This is a genomic window from Streptomyces sp. NPDC040410 (assembly GCF_055595715.1).
This window is the reverse complement of record NZ_JBVIVK010000004.1, coordinates 338,807-360,284: the sequence shown is the minus strand read 5'-3', so window position 1 is coordinate 360,284 and position 21,478 is coordinate 338,807. Positions and strand designations below refer to the sequence as shown.

The 21,478-nt window shown below is 72.3% G+C and carries 18 protein-coding genes; 15 read left to right on the top strand and 3 right to left on the bottom strand.

Annotation, left to right across the window (positions count from 1 at the left end; genetic code table 11):
- The first annotated feature begins 8 nt into the window (after positions 1-8).
- From ACZ562_RS11650 to ACZ562_RS11635, 4 genes are read left to right on the top strand one after another with little or no spacing between them, the layout of a single operon-like run.
- Positions 9-1,373, top strand: a complete 1,365-nt coding sequence (locus ACZ562_RS11650; protein WP_471176566.1) for a glutamine synthetase family protein — start codon at positions 9-11, stop codon at positions 1,371-1,373.
- Between the two features lie 7 nt (positions 1,374-1,380).
- A complete protein-coding gene (locus tag ACZ562_RS11645) occupies positions 1,381-2,787 on the top strand; it encodes an aldehyde dehydrogenase family protein (RefSeq protein ID WP_471176563.1) in 1,407 nt (468 codons plus the stop codon).
- Positions 2,784-3,575, top strand: coding sequence for a 3-oxoacyl-ACP reductase (locus ACZ562_RS11640; RefSeq protein WP_471176561.1), 792 nt, complete (start codon positions 2,784-2,786; stop codon positions 3,573-3,575). Before ACZ562_RS11645 ends, ACZ562_RS11640 begins: the two co-directional genes overlap by 4 nt.
- Before the next feature lie 54 nt (positions 3,576-3,629).
- Entirely contained in the window at positions 3,630-4,544 is a 915-nt protein-coding gene (locus tag ACZ562_RS11635; RefSeq protein WP_471176889.1) for a DUF2510 domain-containing protein, read from the top strand.
- A gap of 33 nt (positions 4,545-4,577) precedes the next feature.
- Here the strand turns inward: ACZ562_RS11635 and ACZ562_RS11630 are convergent, their stop codons facing one another.
- Positions 4,578-5,780: an amino acid deaminase/aldolase gene (locus tag ACZ562_RS11630; protein WP_471176558.1), complete on the bottom strand. Its 1,203-nt coding sequence runs from the start codon at positions 5,778-5,780 to the stop codon at positions 4,578-4,580.
- 1,617 nt (positions 5,781-7,397) lie between these two features.
- Here ACZ562_RS11630 and ACZ562_RS11625 point away from each other — a divergent pair.
- Positions 7,398-8,249 carry a hypothetical protein gene (locus ACZ562_RS11625; protein WP_471176555.1) on the top strand — a complete coding sequence of 284 codons (852 nt, stop codon included), beginning with the start codon at positions 7,398-7,400 and terminating at the stop codon, positions 8,247-8,249.
- Positions 8,246-9,421: a type VII secretion-associated serine protease mycosin gene (mycP, locus tag ACZ562_RS11620; RefSeq protein WP_471176553.1), complete on the top strand. Its 1,176-nt coding sequence runs from the start codon at positions 8,246-8,248 to the stop codon at positions 9,419-9,421. Before ACZ562_RS11625 ends, mycP begins: the two co-directional genes overlap by 4 nt.
- 315 nt (positions 9,422-9,736) lie before the next feature.
- Here the strand turns inward: mycP and ACZ562_RS11615 are convergent, their stop codons facing one another.
- Positions 9,737-10,783, bottom strand: coding sequence for a serine hydrolase (locus ACZ562_RS11615; RefSeq protein ID WP_471176550.1), 1,047 nt, complete (start codon positions 10,781-10,783; stop codon positions 9,737-9,739).
- 150 nt (positions 10,784-10,933) lie between these two features.
- On the opposite strand from ACZ562_RS11615, the gene ACZ562_RS11610 reads away from it, so the two are divergent.
- Positions 10,934-11,665, top strand: coding sequence for an SseB family protein (locus ACZ562_RS11610; RefSeq protein WP_471176548.1), 732 nt, complete (start codon positions 10,934-10,936; stop codon positions 11,663-11,665).
- A gap of 59 nt (positions 11,666-11,724) precedes the next feature.
- On the opposite strand, the gene ACZ562_RS11605 is transcribed toward ACZ562_RS11610, so the two are convergent.
- Positions 11,725-12,093: a DUF1844 domain-containing protein gene (locus ACZ562_RS11605; RefSeq protein WP_471176545.1), complete on the bottom strand. Its 369-nt coding sequence runs from the start codon at positions 12,091-12,093 to the stop codon at positions 11,725-11,727.
- A 370-nt stretch (positions 12,094-12,463) separates the two neighbouring features.
- Here ACZ562_RS11605 and infC point away from each other — a divergent pair, with 370 nt between their 5' ends.
- The 8 genes from infC to ACZ562_RS11565 all read left to right on the top strand — a co-directional run bounded on the left by infC (position 12,464) and on the right by ACZ562_RS11565 (position 21,230).
- On the top strand, positions 12,464-13,153 hold the full coding sequence (infC, locus tag ACZ562_RS11600; protein WP_471176542.1) for a translation initiation factor IF-3: 690 nt from the start codon (positions 12,464-12,466) through the stop codon (positions 13,151-13,153).
- Positions 13,154-13,285: 132 nt separating this feature from the next.
- Positions 13,286-13,480, top strand: a complete 195-nt coding sequence (rpmI, locus tag ACZ562_RS11595; RefSeq protein ID WP_004933563.1) for a 50S ribosomal protein L35 — start codon at positions 13,286-13,288, stop codon at positions 13,478-13,480.
- Positions 13,481-13,578: 98 nt separating this feature from the next.
- Positions 13,579-13,962, top strand: coding sequence for a 50S ribosomal protein L20 (rplT, locus tag ACZ562_RS11590; protein ID WP_004002577.1), 384 nt, complete (start codon positions 13,579-13,581; stop codon positions 13,960-13,962).
- 159 nt (positions 13,963-14,121) lie between these two features.
- Positions 14,122-14,970: a TrmH family RNA methyltransferase gene (locus tag ACZ562_RS11585; protein WP_471176538.1), complete on the top strand. Its 849-nt coding sequence runs from the start codon at positions 14,122-14,124 to the stop codon at positions 14,968-14,970.
- A 51-nt stretch (positions 14,971-15,021) separates the two neighbouring features.
- Positions 15,022-16,176, top strand: coding sequence for a sensor histidine kinase (locus ACZ562_RS11580; protein ID WP_471176535.1), 1,155 nt, complete (start codon positions 15,022-15,024; stop codon positions 16,174-16,176).
- Between the two features lie 133 nt (positions 16,177-16,309).
- A complete protein-coding gene (pheS, locus tag ACZ562_RS11575) occupies positions 16,310-17,455 on the top strand; it encodes a phenylalanine--tRNA ligase subunit alpha (RefSeq protein ID WP_471176532.1) in 1,146 nt (381 codons plus the stop codon).
- Positions 17,455-19,959, top strand: coding sequence for a phenylalanine--tRNA ligase subunit beta (gene pheT / locus ACZ562_RS11570; protein ID WP_471176529.1), 2,505 nt, complete (start codon positions 17,455-17,457; stop codon positions 19,957-19,959). Before pheS ends, pheT begins: the two co-directional genes overlap by 1 nt.
- A 164-nt stretch (positions 19,960-20,123) precedes the next feature.
- On the top strand, positions 20,124-21,230 hold the full coding sequence (locus ACZ562_RS11565; protein ID WP_471176527.1) for a PP2C family protein-serine/threonine phosphatase: 1,107 nt from the start codon (positions 20,124-20,126) through the stop codon (positions 21,228-21,230).
- Positions 21,231-21,478 lie beyond the last annotated feature (248 nt).

The window sequence follows — 21,478 nt, the reverse complement described above, 5'->3', positions numbered from 1 at the left end:
GGCTTTCCGTGGCAGACCGCACACCCCCGCTCGGCGTCGAGGAACTGCACGCACTCGTCGCGAGCGGTGAGATCGACACTGTCGTCCTGGCCTTCCCCGACATGCAAGGGCGGCTCCAGGGCAAGCGGTTCGCCGCCCGCTTCTTCCTCGACGAGGTCCTCCACCACGGCACCGAGGGCTGCAACTACCTTCTCGCCGTCGACGCCGACATGAACACCGTCGACGGCTACGCGATGTCCTCCTGGGAGCGCGGCTACGGCGACTTCGCCATGCACCCGGACCTGTCCACGCTCCGCCGCGTCCCCTGGAACGCGGGTACGGCGATGCTCGTCGCCGACCTCGCCTGGAACGACGGCTCCCCCGTGGTCGCCGCACCCCGGCAGATCCTGCGCCGCCAGCTGGAGCGGCTCGCCGGGCACGGCTTCACCGCCCAGGTCGGCACGGAGCTGGAGTTCATCGTCTTCAAGGACACCTACGAGCAGGCCTGGGACGCGAACTACCGCGGGCTGACCCCGGCCAACCAGTACAACATCGACTATTCGGTGCTCGGCACCGGCCGCGTCGAGCCCCTGCTGCGCCGCATCCGCAACGAGATGGCCGGCGCCGGACTCACCGTCGAGTCCGCCAAGGGCGAGTGCAACCCCGGCCAGCACGAGATCGCCTTCCGCTACGACGAGGCCCTCGTCACCTGCGACCAGCACGCCATCTACAAGACCGGCGCCAAGGAGATCGCCGCCCAGGAGGGCGTGTCGCTCACCTTCATGGCCAAGTACAACGAGCGCGAGGGCAACTCCTGCCACATCCACCTCTCCCTCGCGGACGCCGCCGGCAACAACGCAATGGCGGGCGACCACGCAGGGGGCATGTCCGACGTCATGCGCCACTTCCTCGCCGGCCAGCTCGCCGCGCTGCGGGACTTCTCTCTGCTCTACGCCCCCAACATCAACTCCTACAAGCGGTTCCAGCCGGGCTCCTTCGCCCCGACCGCGGTCGCCTGGGGCTACGACAACCGCACCTGCGCACTCCGCGTGGTCGGCCACGGCCGGTCCCTGCGCTTCGAGAACCGGCTGCCAGGCGGCGACGTCAACCCGCACCTCGCGGTGGCGGGGCTGGTGGCGGCCGGCCTGTACGGCATCGAGCGGAAGCTGGAGCTGCCGGACGCCTGCGCCGGCAACGCCTACACCGCCGAGTACGAGCACGTACCGACCACGCTGCGCGAGGCCGCCGAACTCTGGGAGAACAGCCCGATCGCCAAGGCCGCGTTCGGTGACGAGGTCGTCGCGCACTACCGCAACATGGCCCGCGTCGAACTGGACGCCTTCGACGCCGCGGTCACCGACTGGGAGCTGCGCCGCTCCTTCGAACGCATGTGAGGCCGTGTTGTCTTCCGATTCTTCTGAGTCTTCTGACTCTTCCGAGTACGCGCTGGAAGTACTGAACCCCGCCACCGAGGAGGTCGTCACCACCGTCCCCGGAGCCACCGCCGCCGACGTGGACGCCGCGGTCGTACGCGCCGCGGAGGCGCAGACCGCCTGGACCGCCCTCGCGCCCGGTGACCGCGCCCGGCTGCTGCGCCGGTTCGCCACCGCGGTCGACGAACACCTCGAGGAGCTCGCGCGGCTGGAGGTCCGCGAGGCCGGACACACCATCGGCAACGCCCGCTGGGAGGCGGGCAACGTGCGCGACCTGCTCGACTACGCGGCCGGCGGAGTGGAGCGGCTGACGGGACGCCAGATCCCCGTCCCCGGCGGCCTCGACGTCACCATTCTGGAACCGCTCGGCGTCGTCGGCGTCATCGCGCCCTGGAACTTCCCCATGCCGATCGCCGCGTGGGGCACCGCCCCGGCACTGGCGGCGGGCAACGCGGTCCTCCTCAAGCCCGCGGAGACGACCCCGCTGACCGCGCTGCGGCTGGCCGAACTCGCCCTGGCGGCGGGGCTGCCCGAAGGACTGTTCCAGGTGCTGCCCGGTCACGGACCGGTCGCGGGCAACGCGCTGGTCGAGCACCCGGGCGTGGCGAAGATCGTCTTCACGGGGTCAACGGCTGTGGGCAAACAGGTGCTGGCGAAGGGCTCGGCCCTCCTCAAGCGCGTCACCCTCGAACTCGGCGGCAAGAGCCCCAACATCGTCTTCGCCGACGCCGACCTCGAAGCCGCCGCGGCCGCCGCCCCCATGGCCTTCCTCGACAACTCCGGCCAGGACTGCTGCGCCCGCACCCGCATCCTCGTCCAGCGCAGCGCCTACGACCGCTTCCTCGACCTCCTCGCCCCCGCCGTCGAGTCCGTCCTCGTCGGTGACCCGGCCGACGAGAACACCCAGATGGGCCCGCTGATCTCCAAGGTCCAGCTGGAACGCGTCCGTTCGTACGCCGACACCGGCGCGCCCGGCATCCGCGGCAAGGCCCCCGAGGGCCCCGGGTTCTGGTTCCCGCCCACCGTCCTCACCGACGTCGCCCCGCACGCGCCCGTAGCCGTCGAGGAGGTTTTCGGCCCCGTCGCCGTCGTCCTGCCCTTCGAGGACGAGGCGGACGCCGTGGCACTCGCCAACGCCACCGACTACGGCCTCTCCGGCTCCATCTGGACCCGGGACGTCGGCCGTGCGCTCCGCGTCTCGCAGGCCGTCCGCGCCGGCAACCTGTCCGTCAACTCCCACTCCAGCGTCCGCTACTGGACCCCCTTCGGCGGCTTCAAGCAGTCCGGCATCGGCCGCGAGCTCGGCCCGGACGCCCTGACCGCCTTCACCGAAACCAAGAACGTCTTCATCAGCACGGAGGGCCCCGCACAGTGACCGCATCGACTGACGACATCATCTGCCGCCGCCTCGTCGGCCGCACCGCCGTCATCACCGGAGCCGGCAGTGGCATCGGCCTCGCCACCGCGCGCCGCCTCGCCTCCGAGGGCGCGCACGTCGTGTGCGGAGACGTGGACGAGCAGCGCGGCAAGGCGGCCGCCGAGGAGGTCGGCGGGATCTTCGTGAAGGTCGACGTCACCGACCCCGAGCAGGTCGAGGCCCTGTTCAGGACGGCCTACGACACCTACGGCAGCGTCGACATCGCGTTCAACAACGCCGGAATCTCCCCGCCCGACGACGACTCCATCCTGGAGACCGGCCTGGAGGCCTGGAAGCGCGTCCAGGAAGTCAACCTCACCTCCGTCTACCTGTGCTGCAAGGCGGCCATCCCCTACATGCGGCGCCAGGGCAAGGGCTCCATCATCAACACGGCGTCGTTCGTGGCCCGGATGGGCGCGGCGACCTCGCAGATCTCGTACACGGCCTCCAAGGGCGGAGTGCTCGCCATGTCCCGGGAACTGGGCGTGCAGTTCGCCCGCGAGGGCATCCGCGTCAACGCCCTGTGCCCCGGCCCGGTCAACACCCCGCTCCTGCGGGAGCTGTTCGCCAAGGACCCGGAGCGGGCCGCGCGCCGGCTCGTTCACATCCCGCTCGGCCGCTTCGCCGAGGCCGAGGAGATCGCCGCCGCCGTCGCCTTCCTGGCCAGCGACGACTCCTCCTTCGTGAACGCCAGCGACTTCCTGGTGGACGGCGGAATCGCGGGCGCGTACGTCACACCCCAGTAGCGGTCGCGGACCCGCGTGTACCGATCTTCGCGGCACTAGAGTGCCGGGATGAGCATGACACCCCCGCCGGGCTGGTACCGCGATCCGTCGGCCCCGCGGCTGGAGCGCTGGTGGGACGGCACGGCCTGGACCGAGCACCGGCGGACGCCCGCGGCCGCTCCCGGGCAGCCGCGGTCACAGGCTCCGTCCCCGGACGGCGGCTCCGCTCGTGCGAAGGCCGTCGCCCTCGCGACGGCCGGGGCCGTCCTCGCCGCGGCGATCGTCACGGGCGTGATCGTCCTCGGCGAGGACGACGGCGGTGCGGAGGGCCGGCCCGCGCCGGCACAGGTGACTTCGGCTCCCGCGCCGACGAGCACCACCCCGACCCCGACCCTGTCCCCGTCCGTCTCCCCGGACGACCCGGCCGTCGTGGTCGACGAACTCAACGGCATCACCCTGCCGTTGCCCCAGGGCTGGGTCAGACCGAAGAACGTCGCCGAGGACGACGTCGTCATGACCACGGACGGCACGTACGACTGCCCGGCCGGCGTCGGCCTGTGCCGGCACGGGCTCGTCGTCTCGCGCACCGCGACCTCGACCGACGAGACGTCACCCAGGGTCCTCGCCCAGCAGGACATCCCGGACGCGGCCGACGCCGCGTACGACCGCGACCTGGTCGGCCGGCGCCCCTTCGGCGGCATCGAGTCCCACCAGGTCGTCAGGTCTGGGCAGGTCGCGGTGGCGGGACGCGCGGGCTACCTCGTGCGCTGGCGCGTGCGGACCGCCGAGGGGCCTGGCGGCTATGTGCAGTCGCTGGCCTTCCCGTCCAGCGTCGGCACCGAGTCGCCGGTCATCGTGCGCTTCGTCTTCGACGCCGGCGCGGACGGGCCTCCGCTCGCCGACATGGACCGGATAACCAAGGGGATCCGGGTGATCGGCGACGTGGACGGGGGCGGCGGAGTGGGCAGCAGCATCGGCCCGGCCGGCTGACTGGGCGGCTACGGAAGGCGACTGGAAGGCGGGCTACAGGAAGGTGTGGCCTTCCCCGCGGTACGTCGTGACGGTCGACGTCACCGCGTCCCCCTCGACGAGGTGCAGCGTGTCGAACCGCTCGCACAGCTCACCCGCCTTGGCGTGCCGGAACCACACCTTGTCGCCGATGAGGAGATCGTCGGCGGGGGAGCCCAGCAGCGGCGTCTGCACCTCGCCCGGGCCCTCCTTCGGGTCGTACCGCAGGCCCTCCGGCAGATACGGCACCGGCAGCCGGTCGGCGCCGGCCGCACCGGAGGCCGGATAGCCGCCGCCGAGGACCGTCACGACCCCCACCCCCGGCCGCCGTACGACGGGCTGGGCGAACAGGGCCGCCGGACGGCCGCTGAACGACGTGTAGTTGTCGAACAGCCGCGGCACGTACAGCCCGGAGCCCGCCGCGATCTCGGTGACCGCGGCCTCGGCGGCGGTGTGCTGCACGCTGCCCGTGCCGCCGCCGTTCACGAACTCCAGGTCGGGCACCACGGCCCGGACCGCGCGCACCGCCTCGGCACGCCGCTCGGCGAGCTCCCGGCGGGCGGTGGACTGCATCAGCCGCACGGCACGCGAACGCAGCGGCCGGCCGGCGACCGAGTCCCCGACACCGGCGATGTGACCCTCGTACCCCATGATCCCGACGACCTTGAACCCCGGCCGCCGGGCCACCGCCCGCGCCAGGTCGGCCATCTGCGCGGGGGAGTACAGCGGTGAGCGACGGGCGCCGACCCGCACCCGCCCGCCCAGCAGCTTCAGGGAGGTGTCCAACTCCAGGCAGACGCGCACGACTTCACGCCCGCCCTCCCGTGCGGCGTCGATCAGCCGGAGCTGTGCCGGGTCGTCGACCATCACGGTCACGGCGGCCGCCAGCTTGGGATCGGCGGTCAGCTCGGCGAATCCGGCGCGGTCCGCCGACGGGTAGGCGAGGAGTACGTCGTCGAACCCGGAGCGCGCCAGCCACAGGGACTCGGCCAGGGTGAAGGACATGATGCCCGCGAAGCCGTCCTTCGCGAGGACGCGTTCGAGCAGGGCCCGGCAGCGCAGGGACTTGCTGGCCACGCGGATCGGCTTGCCCGCGGCGCGGCGGACGAGGTCGTCCGCGTTGGCGTCGAAGGCGGCCAGGTCCACGATCGCGAGCGGGGCGTCGAGGTGCGAGGTGGCCCTGTCGTAACGGGCCCGGTCGGCGGCGCGCGCAGTCATGAACGAAGCCTGCCAGACAGGATTACCGCAGGATAGAGGGACGTTTGGGGCAGATGCCCCGGGGTCGTGGGACTGGTTCCCGTTCGAGTGGGGGCAACCCGTAGAGTGACGCGCACGCACGGAGGAGCGACCCCGGCCGCAGGCCGCGCCGGGATGGCGCCCCCGCCGGCGCGGGTATGCGTGTCCGGGACGGCCGAGTCCGCGCCGGGCCCGGACGGCAGGAGACAACGGCCCGCGTACGAGGAGACGGCCCGGGCACGAGGAAGCGGGGGGTGCATGAGCACGGAAGCGCGGCCCGCCCCCGTTCCCCCGCGCCCCGCCACGCCCCCGCGGCCCCCTCACCCGCCCAAGGCCGACGAAGAAAAGGCCGGCGAGACGCCGAACCGTCCCGACTCCGAGCAGGCAGGGCCGCCCGGACGTCCGCCCGCGGAGGATTCACCACGCGGCGCCACTTCGGAGCCGGCCGCGAGGTGGGAGGCCTTCGCGAGGCGGCCAGGACCCGGCCGTCCGGCAGGGCCACCGCCCGGACCGCCTCCGTGCCCGCGGGACACGGCCCGAACGGACACCCCCGCGCCGGGCACCCGCCGGCCGACTCCACCGGCACCCGGCCCGCGTTCGGACGCCGGGCCTGGGGCGGCGGGTTCGGACGGCTCGCGTGGGCCGGGCCCGGGAGGCGTGCGTACGCCTGTCCCCGGCGGCTCGGCCGGGCAGGGCTCGGACGATGTGCGTGCGTCGGCCGCCGACGGTTCCCGATCGCCGGTGCAAGGAGCAGGCGGAGACCGCGGCCCCGGCGGTGTCTCCTCGCCCCGGCGCGCCGGTACGGACGACAAGGGCCGGCCCACGTCCGTCTCAGCTCACCGCACCCGGCCCGACTTCCCGAACCTGAGGCCCCCGTCGCCCCGGCCGGGCACTCCCTCGTCCCCGCCCCCGCCGCGGGCCTCGGCCCGCTTTCCGGACGCACCCCCGACGGCAGGACGCGAGGCGCGCGCCGAGGACACCGGAACCCCGGCGCCCGGCACCGTGCCGCCCCGGCCGAACCATCGGCCCTCGGTGCCGCCCGGCCGTGCCGGCGTACCGGCCGAGACCCCGTCGGACGCGACCTTCAGCCTGCGCCCTAGCCCCGCGGAACCGTCCACCGCCCCGGACGGCCGCCCGGCTGCCGACCCCCCGCGCCACCGCCCCGGCCCGGCCGCACCCACACCCCCGGCACCCGCCGACACCGCGAGCGGCCTCGGTACGCCCTCCTCTCCTGCTGACTTCGTGACGGGAATGCGTACGTCCCCGCTGCCGGCCGATTCCCCCGGGGACGTGCGCGTACCCTCGGCGCCCGGCGGTGGCTCCGCGAGCGGCCTCGGTACGCCCTCGTCTCCTGCTGACTTCGTGACGGGAATGCGTACGTCCCCGCTGCCGGCCGATTCCCCCGGGGACGTGCGCGTACCCTCGACGCCCGGCGGTGGCTCCGCGAGCGGCCTCCGTACGCCTCAGCCGCCGGCCGGCCCGGCGAGTGGTCTGCGCACGCCTTCGCCGTGCCCGCCCCCCGCCGACCCGCCCCACCCGCCGACCGGCACCGGCCCCTCCCCCCTGTCTCCGGATCCGGCTCTCTCCTGGAGTGCTCCCATGACGCCCGGCGGGGGCCTCGGCGCCCGCCGGCCCGTCGTCTCCTTCGGGGAGCCGGAGGGGTACGACGAGCGGGCGCGGCCCCGGCCGCTCGGGGTGCGCTGGCGGCCCAGGACCGCCGCAGCCGCCGCCGGTCTCGTGCTCGGCCTCGGTCTCATCGGCGGTGCCGTGACCGGGAGCTGGCTCGTCGGGGAGCCGCGGGAGGGCGGGGCGCCGGACAGGTTCACCGCGGCCGGCAGCCTGTGGCACAGCGTTCCGGTGGACCGGCTGTTCCCGCCCACCGTGGAGGGGCAGGGCGCCGGCCCCGGCGGCGCCGACCGGACCTGGACGCGGATCGCCGTCGCCCCGGACAGCGGCTGCCGGGGCGCCTTCGACCCGCTCCTGCGCAAGGCGCTCGCGCCCGTCGGCTGCCGGCGCCTCCTGCGCGCCACCTACACGGACGCCACCCGCAGCTACGTCACCACCGTCGGGCTGCTCTTCACCACGGCGGACGCCACCACCATGAGCGCCGTCAACACCCGGTTCACCAAAGAGGGCCTCGATCGCCGCACCGATCTGATGCCCCGCCCGTACGCCGCGAAGAACACGGTCGCCGCGGCCTTCGGCACCGAGCAGCGGGCCTCCTGGACCGTCTCCGTCCTCACCGATGCCCCGGTCGTCGTCTACGCCGTCTCCGGCTGGGCCGACGGCCGTACCGTCGACGAGCCGGAGCCCGCCGAGGACGCCATGGCCTCCGGAGCCGGCACGGCCCCCGCCGAGGCCGGCCTCGGAAACGAGGCACAGGGCCTCGCCGACCGCATAGAACGCGGCCTGCGCAAGACCGTCAGCTCGCCCACGGAGCAGCCCTCATGAGCCTCACGACCCGCAGGGCCGGTCTCCTGAGCGTCCTTCTCGCCGCCTCGACAGCCCTCGTCCCGCCCACCGTCGCGCACGCCGACGGCATCCGGGCAAAGCAATGGGCCCTGGACGCCCTGCACACGCAGGAGGTCTGGCAGACCACCAAGGGCAAGGGTGTCACCGTCGCGGTCCTCGACACCGGCGTCGAGGACGATCACCCCGACCTCGTCGGCAACATCCTCGCCGGCAAGGACATGATCGGCTTCGGGGCCGAGCGCGGCGACCGCGCCTGGGCCCGTCACGGCACCGCGATGGCCGGCATCATCGCCGGCCACGGACACGGCGCCGGGAGCGGGGACGGTGTCATGGGCATCGCCCCCGAGGCGAAGATCCTTCCCGTCCGCGTGATCCTTGAGGACGGCGACTCGGCCCGCGCGAGGGCCCGCAACACCCGCGGCAACGCCCTCGCGCGGGGCATCCGCTGGGCAGCCGACCACGGCGCCGACGTCATCAACCTCTCCCTCGGCGACGACTCCGCCTCCGCGCACCCCGAGCCCGCCGAGGACGAGGCCGTCCAGTACGCCCTGAGGAAGGGCGCCGTCGTCGTCGCCTCGGCAGGCAACGGCGGCGAGAAGGGCGATCACATCTCCTATCCGGCGGCCTACCCGGGCGTGATCGCCGCGACCGCCGTCGACCGCTACGGCACCCGCGCGTCCTTCTCAACCCGCCGCTGGTACGCCACGGTCAGCGCCCCCGGCGTCGACGTCGTCATCGCCGACCCCGACCACAAGTACTACGAGGGCTGGGGCACCAGCGCGGCCTCCGCCTTCGTCACCGGCGCGGTGGCCCTCATCAGGGCCGCCCACCCCGGACTGACTCCCGCACAGATCAAGAAGCTCCTGGAGGACACGGCCCGCGACGCCCCCACCGGAGGCCGCGACGACTCCCGGGGCTTCGGCTTCATCGATCCGGCGGCCGCCCTCAAGGAGGCCGACCGCCTGGAGCCGGAGGGCCTGCAGGCGGCGTCGTACGGCGACAAGTACTTCGGCTCGGGCCCCGACACCGCCGAGTCGGAGGACGACACCGCGAGCTGGGCGGCTCCGCTCGCGGGCGGTCTCGGCGGGGTACTCGTGATCACCGCGGTGGTGCTGTGGCGGGGCCGCCGCGAACACCTCGACGACGTGTAGACCTTCAGCCCCCGGCCCGGTGGGCCCTGTCGTCGAATTCCCGCCTGCCCGGCGACGCCATGCCCGCACTCTCGCCGCGGGGCCCCGCCCTCCGGGCGGACGACGGGAATTCGACGACCTGGCGCCGCGTCGGCCAGGGTTCGCCCCGTCACGATGCCCGGCACGCTTCCCCACTGCCTCAAGGGCGGGGGAGGTGCCCCCACTCGCCGAACCGGCCGAAAGCCCGAGTACGTCCAGTACGAGGACTTCCGGCCGGCACGCCGAGTGCACGCGCCAGCACCGCTCCTTGACGGGCAATCCCTGGCTGACGCGGCACTAGCTCGAAGAAGAAGCCGAGGCGGCCAGGGAATCGGATGCGGACGGGGAAGCGGAAGCGGAAGCCGTTTCCCCGGCGAACACCGACACCGCCGCCTTCGCCGCCGTCTCCACCAGCGAAATCCCCTTCGTCTGCGTCGAGTTGCCGTTCGACAGCACGGCCACCAGACAGTCGCGGCCGCCCACCGTCACGCGCCCGATGCTGTTGATGTCCCACAGCCCCGTGGTGCTGCGCGGCAGCCAGCCGTTCTTCAGGGCCCACTTCGAGCCGTCCGCCGCCGCCGACACACCCCAGTGCTGGTCCGCGGCTATCCGCCCCATCAGCCCTCGCAGATACGTCCGCGAGCCCTCGCTCAGCTCGGAGTCGTCCCCGAACACCTGCCGGAGAAGGGTGAGTTGGTCGGCCGCAGTGGTCTGGGTCAGCCCCCACAGCATGTCCTCGCCGCCCTCCGTGTCCGTGAGCCCGAAGCGCTCGTTGGCGGCATCCAGGCCGTCCGCCTTGCCGATGATCCGCCACAGGGCGGACGCGGAGGCGTTGTCGCTGTTCTCGATCATCGCGGTGGCGTACGCCTTCTCGGTCGCTGTGAGACGGTGGTCCGCGTCCTGCGCCTGGAGCAGCAGCGTCGCCAGGATGTCGACCTTGACGATGCTCGCCGTGTCGAACGCGCCCTCGCCGTACGAGGCGTTCACGCCGGAGTCCAGGTCCAGCACCGCCACCGACACGTCCACACCGTCCTCGACGGCCACGGGCTCCATGGCCTCGGCCAACAGCACGTCGTGGTCCACTGCCGGCTCCGCCACGGATTCCACCTGTTCCTCCCTGCTCGCCGGGGCCGAGGAGGAGGCCGACGGCGTCGCCGACGACGATACGGCGCCCGTCCCGGTGCGCGCCTGGGCCTTCACGTACACGGTCCCCGCGGCCGTGGCACCCCCGACGGCCACGGCGGCGAGGGCGACGTACAGCAGGGGACGGCGGCGGGAGGGGGTTCGGGTGCGACGGCGGGAGGCGCGAGCGCGGCGGCCTCGGCGTGCTCCGGAAGACTCCATGCCCGCCATCCTCGGGGCGGCGACTGTGCGGGCTGTGAGACGAAAGTTAGATGCGTATCAGAGAACTCTGAGAATCCTGTGAAGGCGGTGACGGCCAGGTTTCGGGGCCCGCACAAGCGCAGCAGCATCCCCCCTATAAGGTCGGTGACCGTGGCGAACAAGAACATTCCCGACCCCGGCTTCTCCGACGACGACGGCTCCGCCGACCCCCGGCTGAGCGCCGCACTCGACGCCTGGGCCGAGGACCGCACCGCCGAGGGACCCGTTCTGGAGGCCCTCAAGGGCGCCCGGCTGCTCGTCCCCGTCGTGGCCGTGCTCGGCGAGGCCGAGGAGGACGAGAACGGGCTGCGCCGTGAGAAGACCAGCGACATGGCCGTACCGACCCTGAAGGCCGGGGGCCGCACCGCCCTGCCGGCGTTCACCTCCACCGACTCGCTGGCCCGCTGGGACCCGGAGGCCCGCCCCGTCGCCGTACCCCTGCGCCAGGCCCTGCAGGCCGCGGCGCACGAGCAGGCGGACACCATCGTGCTGGACATGGCCGGGCCCGTGCCGTACGAGCTGACCGGGCCCGCGCTGCTGGCGCTCGCGGAGGGGCGTACGACGACCGACCCGCTCGCCGATCCGGCCGTGCTCGACGCCGTACGTGCCGCGGTGGCCGCCGAACCCGCCGTGCTGCGCGCCCATCTCGGCCCCGGGCAGGCCGACGGGACCCTCGCCCTCGTACTGGACCCCGTCGCATCCCCGGCCGAGGCCGCCCGCACGGTGGCGCAGCGCCTCGCCGCCGACGACACACTGAGGGCCCGCCTGGTGCGCGGCCTCGACCTGGCACTGCTGCCTGCCGGGGCGACACCACCGGGCGAGCCCATGTACGTACGCGGATGAAACAGCCGTGGGCGTGAGCGGATGAAACAGCCGTAGGCGTACGCGGCTGATCCGGGCACCTAGCCGTAGATCGGGCCGGTGTACTTCTCGCCCGGTCCCTGGCCCGGCTCGTCCGGGACGAGCGAGGCCTCGCGGAACGCCAGCTGCAGAGACTTCAGTCCGTCGCGCAGAGGCGCCGCGTGGAAGGAGCTGATCTCGGTCGCGCTCGCGTCCAGCAGGCCGGCCAGCGCGTGTACCAGCTTCCGGGCCTCGTCCAGGTCCTTGTACCTGTCGCCCTCCTCCGTCAGGCCGAGCTTCACGGCGGCGGCGCTCATCAGGTTGACGGCGACCGTCACGATCACCTCGACGGCGGGGACCTCGGCGATGTCGCGGGTCATGTCGTCGAAGTCGGGCGACTCGGGGGTGCCCGAGGGGGAGGTGTCACTCATGCAGGACACGATAGGGGGCGGGGTGTGCCCCCTTGACAGCAGGAGGCGGGAGACACCGGATTCGCGCACGCCCCGGTGAACTGCTAACCTTGTGTAACGACCGGTCGGACACGACTGTGTGCCCGGCCCACAAGTGGAGGCTCCGATCTCCCACCTGACCGTCCTCCGGGGCGGCGGGTCACCCCCGGTCAGGCGGCCACCATCGTTCCGTACGGACGATGGAGTCGCCCGAAAGTGCGCCCCGCGATCATCGCGGCGGTGCTCCGGTAGTGCTTGGAGCCCCGCCTGTGATCGTCCGGGGCATTTTTTGTGCTTCGGCGCGGTTAGGTCTTGTCTAACAGAGACATACGCGGCTGTCCGCCAGACCGCCGTGTGGTGCTACCGAGGAGGATCCATCAGCGCCGAGCCCCGCATCAACGACCGGATTCGCGTTCCCGAGGTGCGACTTGTCGGTCCCAGTGGCGAGCAGGTGGGCATTGTCCCGCTGGCCAAGGCACTGGAGCTTGCACAGGAGTACGACCTGGACCTGGTCGAGGTCGCGGCGAACGCCCGTCCGCCCGTGTGCAAGCTCATGGACTACGGGAAGTTCAAGTACGAGTCGGCCATGAAGGCCCGTGAGGCGCGTAAGAACCAGGCGCACACGGTCATCAAGGAGATGAAGCTCCGGCCGAAGATCGACCCGCACGACTATGACACCAAGAAGGGTCACGTCGTCCGGTTCCTCAAGCAGGGCGACAAGGTCAAGATCACGATCATGTTCCGTGGTCGCGAGCAGTCCCGGCCCGAACTGGGCTACCGACTGCTGCAGCGCCTCGCGGAAGACGTCCAGGACCTCGGTTTCGTCGAGTCGAACCCGAAGCAGGACGGCCGCAACATGATCATGGTTCTCGGTCCGCACAAGAAGAAGACCGAGGCGATGGCCGAGGCCCGCCAGGCGCAGGAGGCCCGCAAGGCGGAAGCGAAGGCCAACCCCGGCCGCTCGCAGAACGCCGCGGACACCGAGACCGCCGCGGACACGGTGGACGCCGAGGCTCCGGCCGAGGCTTCCGCCGAAGCCTGATCCCCAAGGGCGCACGCCCCGGAGACCCGGGACGCGAGTCCGGGGATGTAACCGATACAAGAGCGACGCTCCACCGTGCCCGGTTTTCGTGACCGGGCACCGGAGCGCCACCGACGAGGAGAGAACGGCGCTATGCCGAAGAACAAGTCGCACAGCGGTGCCAGCAAGCGTTTCAAGGTCACCGGCTCCGGCAAGGTGCTCCGTGAGCGCGCCGGCAAGCGCCACCTGCTCGAGCACAAGTCGTCCCGCGTGACGCGTCGCCTCACCGGCAACGCCGAGATGGCCCCGGGCGACGCCGCGAAGATCAAGAAGCTTCTCGGCAAGTGACACGGCGGCGCGTGAGCGCCGTACGCAGTCAGGACCGGGACCCAATCGTTTCCGGGCCGTGTGAGTCCAACCACGGCCCCGCTACAAGGAGTTAACAAGTGGCACGCGTCAAGCGGGCAGTCAACGCCCACAAGAAGCGCCGGGCGATCCTCGAGCAGGCCTCCGGCTACCGCGGTCAGCGTTCGCGCCTGTACCGCAAGGCCAAGGAGCAGGTCACCCACTCGCTGGTCTACAACTACAACGACCGCAAGAAGCGCAAGGGTGACTTCCGCCAGCTGTGGATCCAGCGCATCAACGCCGCTGCCCGCGCCAACGGCATCACGTACAACCGCTTCATCCAGGGTCTGAAGGCCGCGAACGTCGAGGTCGACCGCAAGATCCTGGCCGAGCTGGCTGTCAACGACGCGGGTGCCTTCGCGGCGCTCGTCGAGGTGGCACAGAAGGCTCTGCCGTCGGACGTCAACGCGCCCAAGGCTGCGTGACGCCGCGCCGGCCCCAGGCCGACGTGATTTACGGACCCGTAGGCTTCCGGCCTGCGGGTCCGTGGTGTTCCGTGCTTCTGGTGGGTTCGGCACCGCCGAAGTCCGCCGTCGTGGTTGATCGCCGTTGCGGCGGAAACTCAGTTACCGAAGGTGAACAGCATGCCCCCCGCCACCCCCGAGCTGATCTCCCCCCACTCTCCCCGTGTTTCCGCCGCCCGGCGGCTGGCCAAGCGGAACTTCCGGGGGAAGGAGCGGCTGTTTCTCGCGGAGGGGCCGCAGGCCGTGCGGGAGGCTGCCGGGCACGCGGACACGTTGGTCGAGCTGTTCGCCACGGCCGAGGCAGCGGAGCGGTACGCCGACATCGTCGGAGAAGCCCGTGACGCCGGCGCACGCGTTCACCTCGCCTCCGAGCAGGTCGTCGCCGGCATCTCCACCACCGTCACGCCGCAGGGGCTCGTCGGTGTGTGCCGGTTCCTCGACACCCCCTTCGAGGCGATCCTCGCCGCCCGGCCCAAGCTCGTCGCCGTGCTCGCGCATGTGCGGGATCCCGGGAACGCCGGCACCGTCCTGCGGTGCGCCGACGCCGCCGGCGCCGAGGCCGTCGTACTGACCGATGCCTCCGTCGATCTCTACAATCCCAAGGCCGTACGGGCATCCGTGGGCTCTCTCTTCCACCTTCCCGTCGCGGTCGGCGTGCCCGTCGAGGACGCCGTCGATGGGCTCAAAGGCCTCGGTGTCCGCATCCTCGCCGCCGACGGGGCCGGTACGGACGACCTCGACGACGAGCTCGACAACAGGACCATGGGCGGGCCGACCGCCTGGGTGTTCGGCAACGAGGCCTGGGGGCTCCCGGAAGAGACGCGGGCGCTCGCGGACGCCGTCGTGCGCGTTCCGATCCACGGCAAGGCGGAGAGCCTGAACCTCGCCACCGCGGCCGCCGTATGTCTCTATGCGTCAGCCCGTGCACAGCGCGCCTCCGGAGGGTGCCGCTCCGTCACCGAGAGCTAGTAGGGTGACCAGCTCGGGGGCCCTGCGCCGTCTGAGAGGTGGGGTACGGGGATGAGTGTCGGCACGAGCAGCGCACCGGGAGCGAGGGACGTGGGAGGCCCGGCCCGGTCCCGGCACCGTGAACCCGGCGACCTCGCCGTCGACCCCGACGACCTGCCCGACGGCCTGGTGATCGCCGACGAGCACGGCCGGGTCGTCACCTTCAACGCCGCCGCCGAGCGCATCACCGCGGTCCCCGCCGCCGAAGCCCTCGGCCGGCAGCTCGACAGGGCACTGCCCTTGGAGGACCTGGAGGGGCGGCGCTGGTGGCAGCTGACCGACCCGTACGGCGGGCTCGCCATCCGGGTCCGCCAGCCGGAACGCAACCTGCTGCTCCCCGGCGGGCGGGAGGTCCTCGTCTCGGCACGGTACGTCCGCGCCGAACCCACCGGGCCCGTCCGCCGCGTCGTCGTCTCCCTCCGGGACACCGAGGCCCGCCGCCGTACCGAACGCAGCCACGCCGAGCTGATCGCCACCGTCGCCCACGAGCTGCGCTCGCCGCTCACCTCGGTCAAGGGCTTCACAGCCACCCTGCTCGCCAAGTGGGAACGCTTCACCGACGACCAGAAGCGGCTCATGCTGGAGACCGTCGACGCCGACGCCGACCGTGTCACCCGCCTCATCGCCGAGCTGCTCGACATATCGCGGATCGACTCCGGGCGCCTGGAGGTGCGCCGCCAGCCCGTCGACATCGGCGCGGCCGTCGGCCGGCACATCCAGGCGTACGTCGCCGCGGGCCAGCCCGCCGACCGGTTCCTGCTGCGCGTCGAGCAGCCCCTGCCCGGCCTCTGGGCCGACCCCGACAAGGTCGACCAGGTCCTCAGTAACCTGCTGGAAAATGCCGTGCGCCACGGCGAGGGAACGGTCACGATTGACATCACGCCCTCGGCGTCCCCACGAGAGGGGGACGACACCGAAGGCACAGTGCACACAGCTACGTCGGTCACGGTGAGCGACGAGGGGCCCGGCATCCCGGAGGAGTCCATGAACCGCGTCTTCACCCGCTTCTGGCGGGGCAGCAAGCGCGGTGGCACGGGCCTCGGGCTCTACATCGTCAAGGGCATCGTCGAGGCCCACGGCGGCACCATCACGGTCGGCCGCGCCCCTGACGGCGGCGCCGAGTTCCGATTTACGTTGCCCGTGAGCACTCCGGCCTATCTGGCCTGAGCGGCCCGCGGGCGCGTTCGTCCACCTCCACCCCGTTAGACTCGGCCTTTGGCACCTTTGTGTCCCACGGACGGCCCTCTGAATGAGTCGGTGACGGGGACCTTCAGCCAGCCAATCGGAAGCACGGGAAGAGATGTCGGCACCGAATAAGTCGTACGACCCTGTCGAGGTCGAGGCGTTGAAACCGGAAGAGATCGAGCGCATGCGGGACGAGGCGCTCGCCGCCTTCGCCGCCGCGGACTCCCTCGACGCGCTCCAGGAGGCCAAGGTCGCCCACACCGGCGGCACCTCGCCGCTGGCCCTGGCCAACCGCGAGATCGGCGCCCTGCCCCCGCACGCCAAGGCCGCCGCCGGCAAGCTCGTCGGCCAGGCCCGCGGCGCCGTGAACAAGGGGCTCGCCGCCCGCCAGACCGAGCTGGAGGCCGAGCGCGACGCCCGGGTGCTGGTCGAGGAGGCGGTGGACGTCACGCTGCCGTACGACCGCGTACCGGCCGGCGCCCGCCACCCGCTGACCACACTGTCGGAGCGCATCGAGGACGTCTTCGTGGCCATGGGCTACGAGGTCGCCGAGGGCCCGCAGGTCGAGGCCGAGTGGTTCAACTTCGACGCCCTGAACATCGGCCCGGACCACCCGGCCCGCGGCGAGGCCGACACGTTCTTCGTGCAGACCGCGTCCGACAGCGGCTCCGCCGCGGGGTCCGGCGGCACCGAGTCCGGAGTCGTGCTGCGGACCCACACCTCGCCCGTGCAGATCCGCTCCCTGCTCGACCGCGAGCTGCCGGTCTATGTGATCTGCCCCGGCCGCGTGTACCGCACGGACGAGCTGGACGCCACCCACACCCCCGTCTTCCACCAGGTCGAGCTGCTCGCCGTGGACGAGGGCCTGACGATGGCCGACCTCAAGGGCACCCTGGACCACATGGTCCAGTCGCTGTTCGGCGAGGGCATGAAGACCCGGCTCCGGCCGAACTTCTTCCCGTTCACCGAGCCGTCCGCCGAGATGGACATGGTGTGCTACGTCTGCCGCGGCGAGTCCGTCGGCAACCCCGACCGGCCCTGCCGCACCTGCTCCTCCGAGGGCTGGATCGAGCTCGGCGGCTGCGGCATGGTCAACCCGCGGGTGCTCACCGCCTGCGGCGTCGACCCGGAGAAGTACAGCGGCTTCGCCTTCGGGTTCGGCATCGAGCGGATGCTGATGTTCCGCCACAACGTCGATGACATGCGAGACATGGTCGAGGGTGACGTCCGGTTCACCCGGCCGTTCGGGATGGAGATCTGATGCGGGTCCCGCTTTCTTGGCTGCGGGAGTACGTCGACCTGCCGGCGACCGAAACCGGCCGTGACGTCCAGGCCAAGCTCGTTTCCGCCGGCCTGGAGGTCGAGACCGTCGAGCATCTCGGCGCCGACCTCAAGGGCCCGCTGGTCGTGGGCCAGGTGCTGACCATCGAGGAGCTGGAGGGCTTCAAGAAGCCGATCCGCTTCTGCACCGTCGACGTCGGGCAGGCCAACGGCACCGGCGAGCCCCAGGAGATCGTCTGCGGCGCCCGGAACTTCCAGGTCGGCGACAAGGTGGTCGTGGTCCTCCCGGGCGCCGTGCTGCCCGGCGGCTTCGCGATCTCCGCCCGCAAGACGTACGGCAGGACCTCGCACGGCATGATCTGCTCCAGCGGCGAGCTGGGCATGGGCGACGACGGCACCCACGGCATCATCGTGCTGCCGCCGGAGACCGAGGTCGGCAAGGACGCCATCGAGCTGCTCGAACTGGTCGACGAGGTCCTCGACATCGCCGTCACCGCCAACCGCGGCGACTGCCTGTCGATCCGCGGCGTCGCCCGCGAGACCGCCATCGCCTACGGCCTGCCGCTGCGCGACCCGGCCCTGCTCGACGTCCCCGACCCGAACGCGTTCGGCTACCCGGTGCAGGTCTCCGACCCCGTCGGCTGCGACCGCTTCACCGCGCGCACCGTCACCGGTCTGAGCCCCGAGGCACGTTCCCCGATCTGGCTGCAGCGCCGACTGCAGAAGGTCGGCATGCGCGCGATCTCGCTCGCCGTCGACGTCACCAACTACGTGATGATGGAGATCGGCCAGCCGCTGCACGCCTATGACCGAGGGCTGGTCCAGGGCACCATCGGTGTGCGCCGGGCCGAGGAGGGCGAGAAGATCGTCACCCTCGACGGTGTCACGCGCACCCTGCACGGCGAGGACCTGGTGATCACCGACGAGCGCGGCCCGATCGGGCTCGCCGGTGTCATGGGCGGCGCCAACACCGAGATCGCCGACCTCGAGAACGCAACCGCCGACGTGGTCATCGAGGCCGCGCACTTCGACCAGGTGACGATCGCCCGCACCGCGCGCCGCCACAAGCTGTCCTCCGAGGCGTCCAAGCGCTTCGAGCGCGGTGTCGACCCGCAGGCCGCGGCCGCCGCCGCCCAGCGCACCGTCGACCTGCTGGTGCTGCTGGCGGGCGGCACCGCCGAGGCCGGCGTCACCGAGGCCGGCGCACCGTCCGCGCCGCACACCATCACCGTCCCGGCCGGTCATCCCGACAAGGTCGCGGGCGTCGAGTACGGCCGCGCGACCGTCGTACGCCGTCTCCAGGAGGTCGGCTGCGACGTGTACGGGCAGGACGAGCTGATCGTCACCGTGCCGTCGTGGCGCCCCGACCTCCTCGAGCCGAACGACCTGGCCGAAGAGGTCATCCGCCTGGAGGGCTACGAGAACCTGCCCTCCACGCTGCCCAAGCCGCCGTCGGGCCGTGGCCTGACGCACCGCCAGCGGCTGCACCGCCGGGTCGGCCGCGCCCTGGCCGGGGCCGGATACGTCGAGGCGCCGAACTACCCCTTCATCAGCGAGCAGGCCTTCGACCAGCTCGGCCTCGCGGCCGACGACCCGGCCCGCCGCGTCGTCAAGCTGGTCAACCCGCTCAACGACGAGGAGCCGGCGCTGCGCACGTCGCTGCTGCCGGGCCTCCTCGGCGCGCTGCGCCGCAACGACGGCCGGGGCTCGCACGACCTGGCCCTCTTCGAGACCGGCCTGGTCTTCCTCCCGCGTGAGGAGCAGCGCGTCGCCGTCTCGCCGCCTGTCGACCGGCGCCCGACCGACGAGGAGATCGCCGGGCTGAACGCAGCGCTGCCCGAGCAGCCGCGCCATGTCGCCGTAGTCCTCGCGGGCGCCCGCGAGCAGGCCGGCTGGTGGGGCAAGGGCCGCCCGGCCGACTGGGCCGACGCGGTCGAGGCCGCGCGGACCGTGGCCCGTGAGACCGGCGCCGAGCTGATCGTGCGGGCCGGCCAGTACGGGCCGTGGCACCCGGGCCGCTGCGCCGAGCTCGTGGTCGTCGCCGACGGGACGGAGCGGGTCGTGGGCCACGCGGGCGAACTGCACCCGCGTGTCCTGAAAGCCCTGGGTCTGCCCGCGCGCACCAGCGCGATGGAGCTGAACCTGAACGTCCTGGAGCAGGTCGGCGACGGCACCCCGCAGGCGCCGAGCATCTCCACGTTCCCGGTCGCCACGCAGGATGTCGCCCTCGTGGTCGACAAGTTCGTGCCGCACGCCGAGGTGGAGGCCGCGCTGCGCGAGGGGGCCGGTGAACTGCTGGAGGCCATCCGGCTGTTCGACGTGTACGAGAACGACGAGCAGCTCGGTGACGGGCGCAAGTCGCTGGCGTACGCGTTGCGCTTCCGCGCGGGTGACCGGACGCTGACCGTTGACGAGGCTTCGGCGGCGCGGGATTCGGCGGTTGCCCTGGCGGGGGAGCGTACGGGGGCCGTTCTGCGGAGCTAGGGGAGCCCGCCCCGCGCCCCTTCGGGGCGCCGTGCGGCCACCTCACTCGATTGAGTGAGTTCTGCTGGTGATCCGGCCCTTCGGGGCCCTGCGGTCGAAAGAATCGGACCGGCCTTTCGGGGTCGGTCCGATCGCGCTGTAGGGCCTAAATGGGGGGCCGTCGGATGATCCGCATCAAGGCTGGGGTTCCCCGCCGGCCGCTGCGTCGCGTGCTCGCACTGGCGCTGCCCACGGCCTGGGGTGCCGTCGCCATCACGTACAAACTGACCTGCCCGCTCGCCCAGCAGGACAGCCTCGGTGCGAGGGCCGTCACGAGTGCCGTCTTCTTCGCCGTCGGCACCGGACTGATCCTTCACGTCCACCATGCGCTGCTGAGCGAGCTCAGACAGGTCCGCCGGGTCGCGGGCGCCGCCCAGAGCGCGCTGCTGCGGCCACTGCCTGCGCGTATCGACGGGATGGACGTCGCCGCCGCCCAGCTGTCCGCGGACCACGGTGCCGCGATCGGCGGCGACCTGTACGAGGTCATCGCCACCGAGCACGGCGTACGCGTCGTGATGGGAGACGTGAGAGGGCACGGGCTGGCCGCGGTCGGCACGGTCGCCGCCGTCCTCGGCAGTTTCCGCGAGGCCGTGCACGACGAGCCCGAACTCAGCGGTGTGCTGCGCCGCCTGGACCGCGCCCTGGCCCGGCATCTGCGCGAACGAGCCCGCGACGAAGTCCCCTCGTCCGGCGACGTCCCGGACAGCCCGGCCGTCGAGGACTTCGTCACCGTACTGCTGCTGGAGATCCCGCGGGACGGTGAGGTGCGCGCCCTGAACTGTGGCCACCCGTGGCCCTACGTGCTGAGCGCGACGGGCGTGGAATCGCTCGCCCGAGCGGATCCCCTCCCGCCGCTCGGGCCGTTCCCCCTCCCACCCGAACCCCGGGTGGAGCACTGCGGTCACCTGCGGCAGGGCGAGGCCCTGTTCCTCCACACGGACGGTGCGGAGGACGCGAGGGACGCGCGGGGCCGGTTCTTTCCGCTGTGCGAGGTGCTGGCAGAGACCGTCCGCGGTGACCCGGTCGTCGTACCTCAGGCGGTACTGGGTGCCGTCTTCACCGCCCTTGAGCGCCACGCGGGCGGCGCACCTGCGGATGACGTGGCTCTACTGGTGCTGCGAAACGATCGTCGCCACGGGCAGACTCCAGGGGCGCGGGACGGTGACACATGCGGCTCCGCCGCGCGGGCGCGACCGGTCACCACGCACCCGCAGTCGCCAACGCACCTTTAGCCGAACGGCGCTTGGTCCCACCGCCAGGCCGGCGGAGCCGTCCGCCCCGCCACGGAGTGTCGGGCAGGCAGCAGGGCGGACGGCGCGGAATCAGGCCGCCGCACTGTACGAGGGGGAGCCGGCGGCCCGGCCGGCCTCTTGCGAGGCATTTCAGTCAACCGGCTGGAAACTCTCCGCAACAGCGCGCACACAGCGCGGATTCGAGCACTCCGTTCACACCCCGTGTGAAGGCGGACGCACTACTCTGT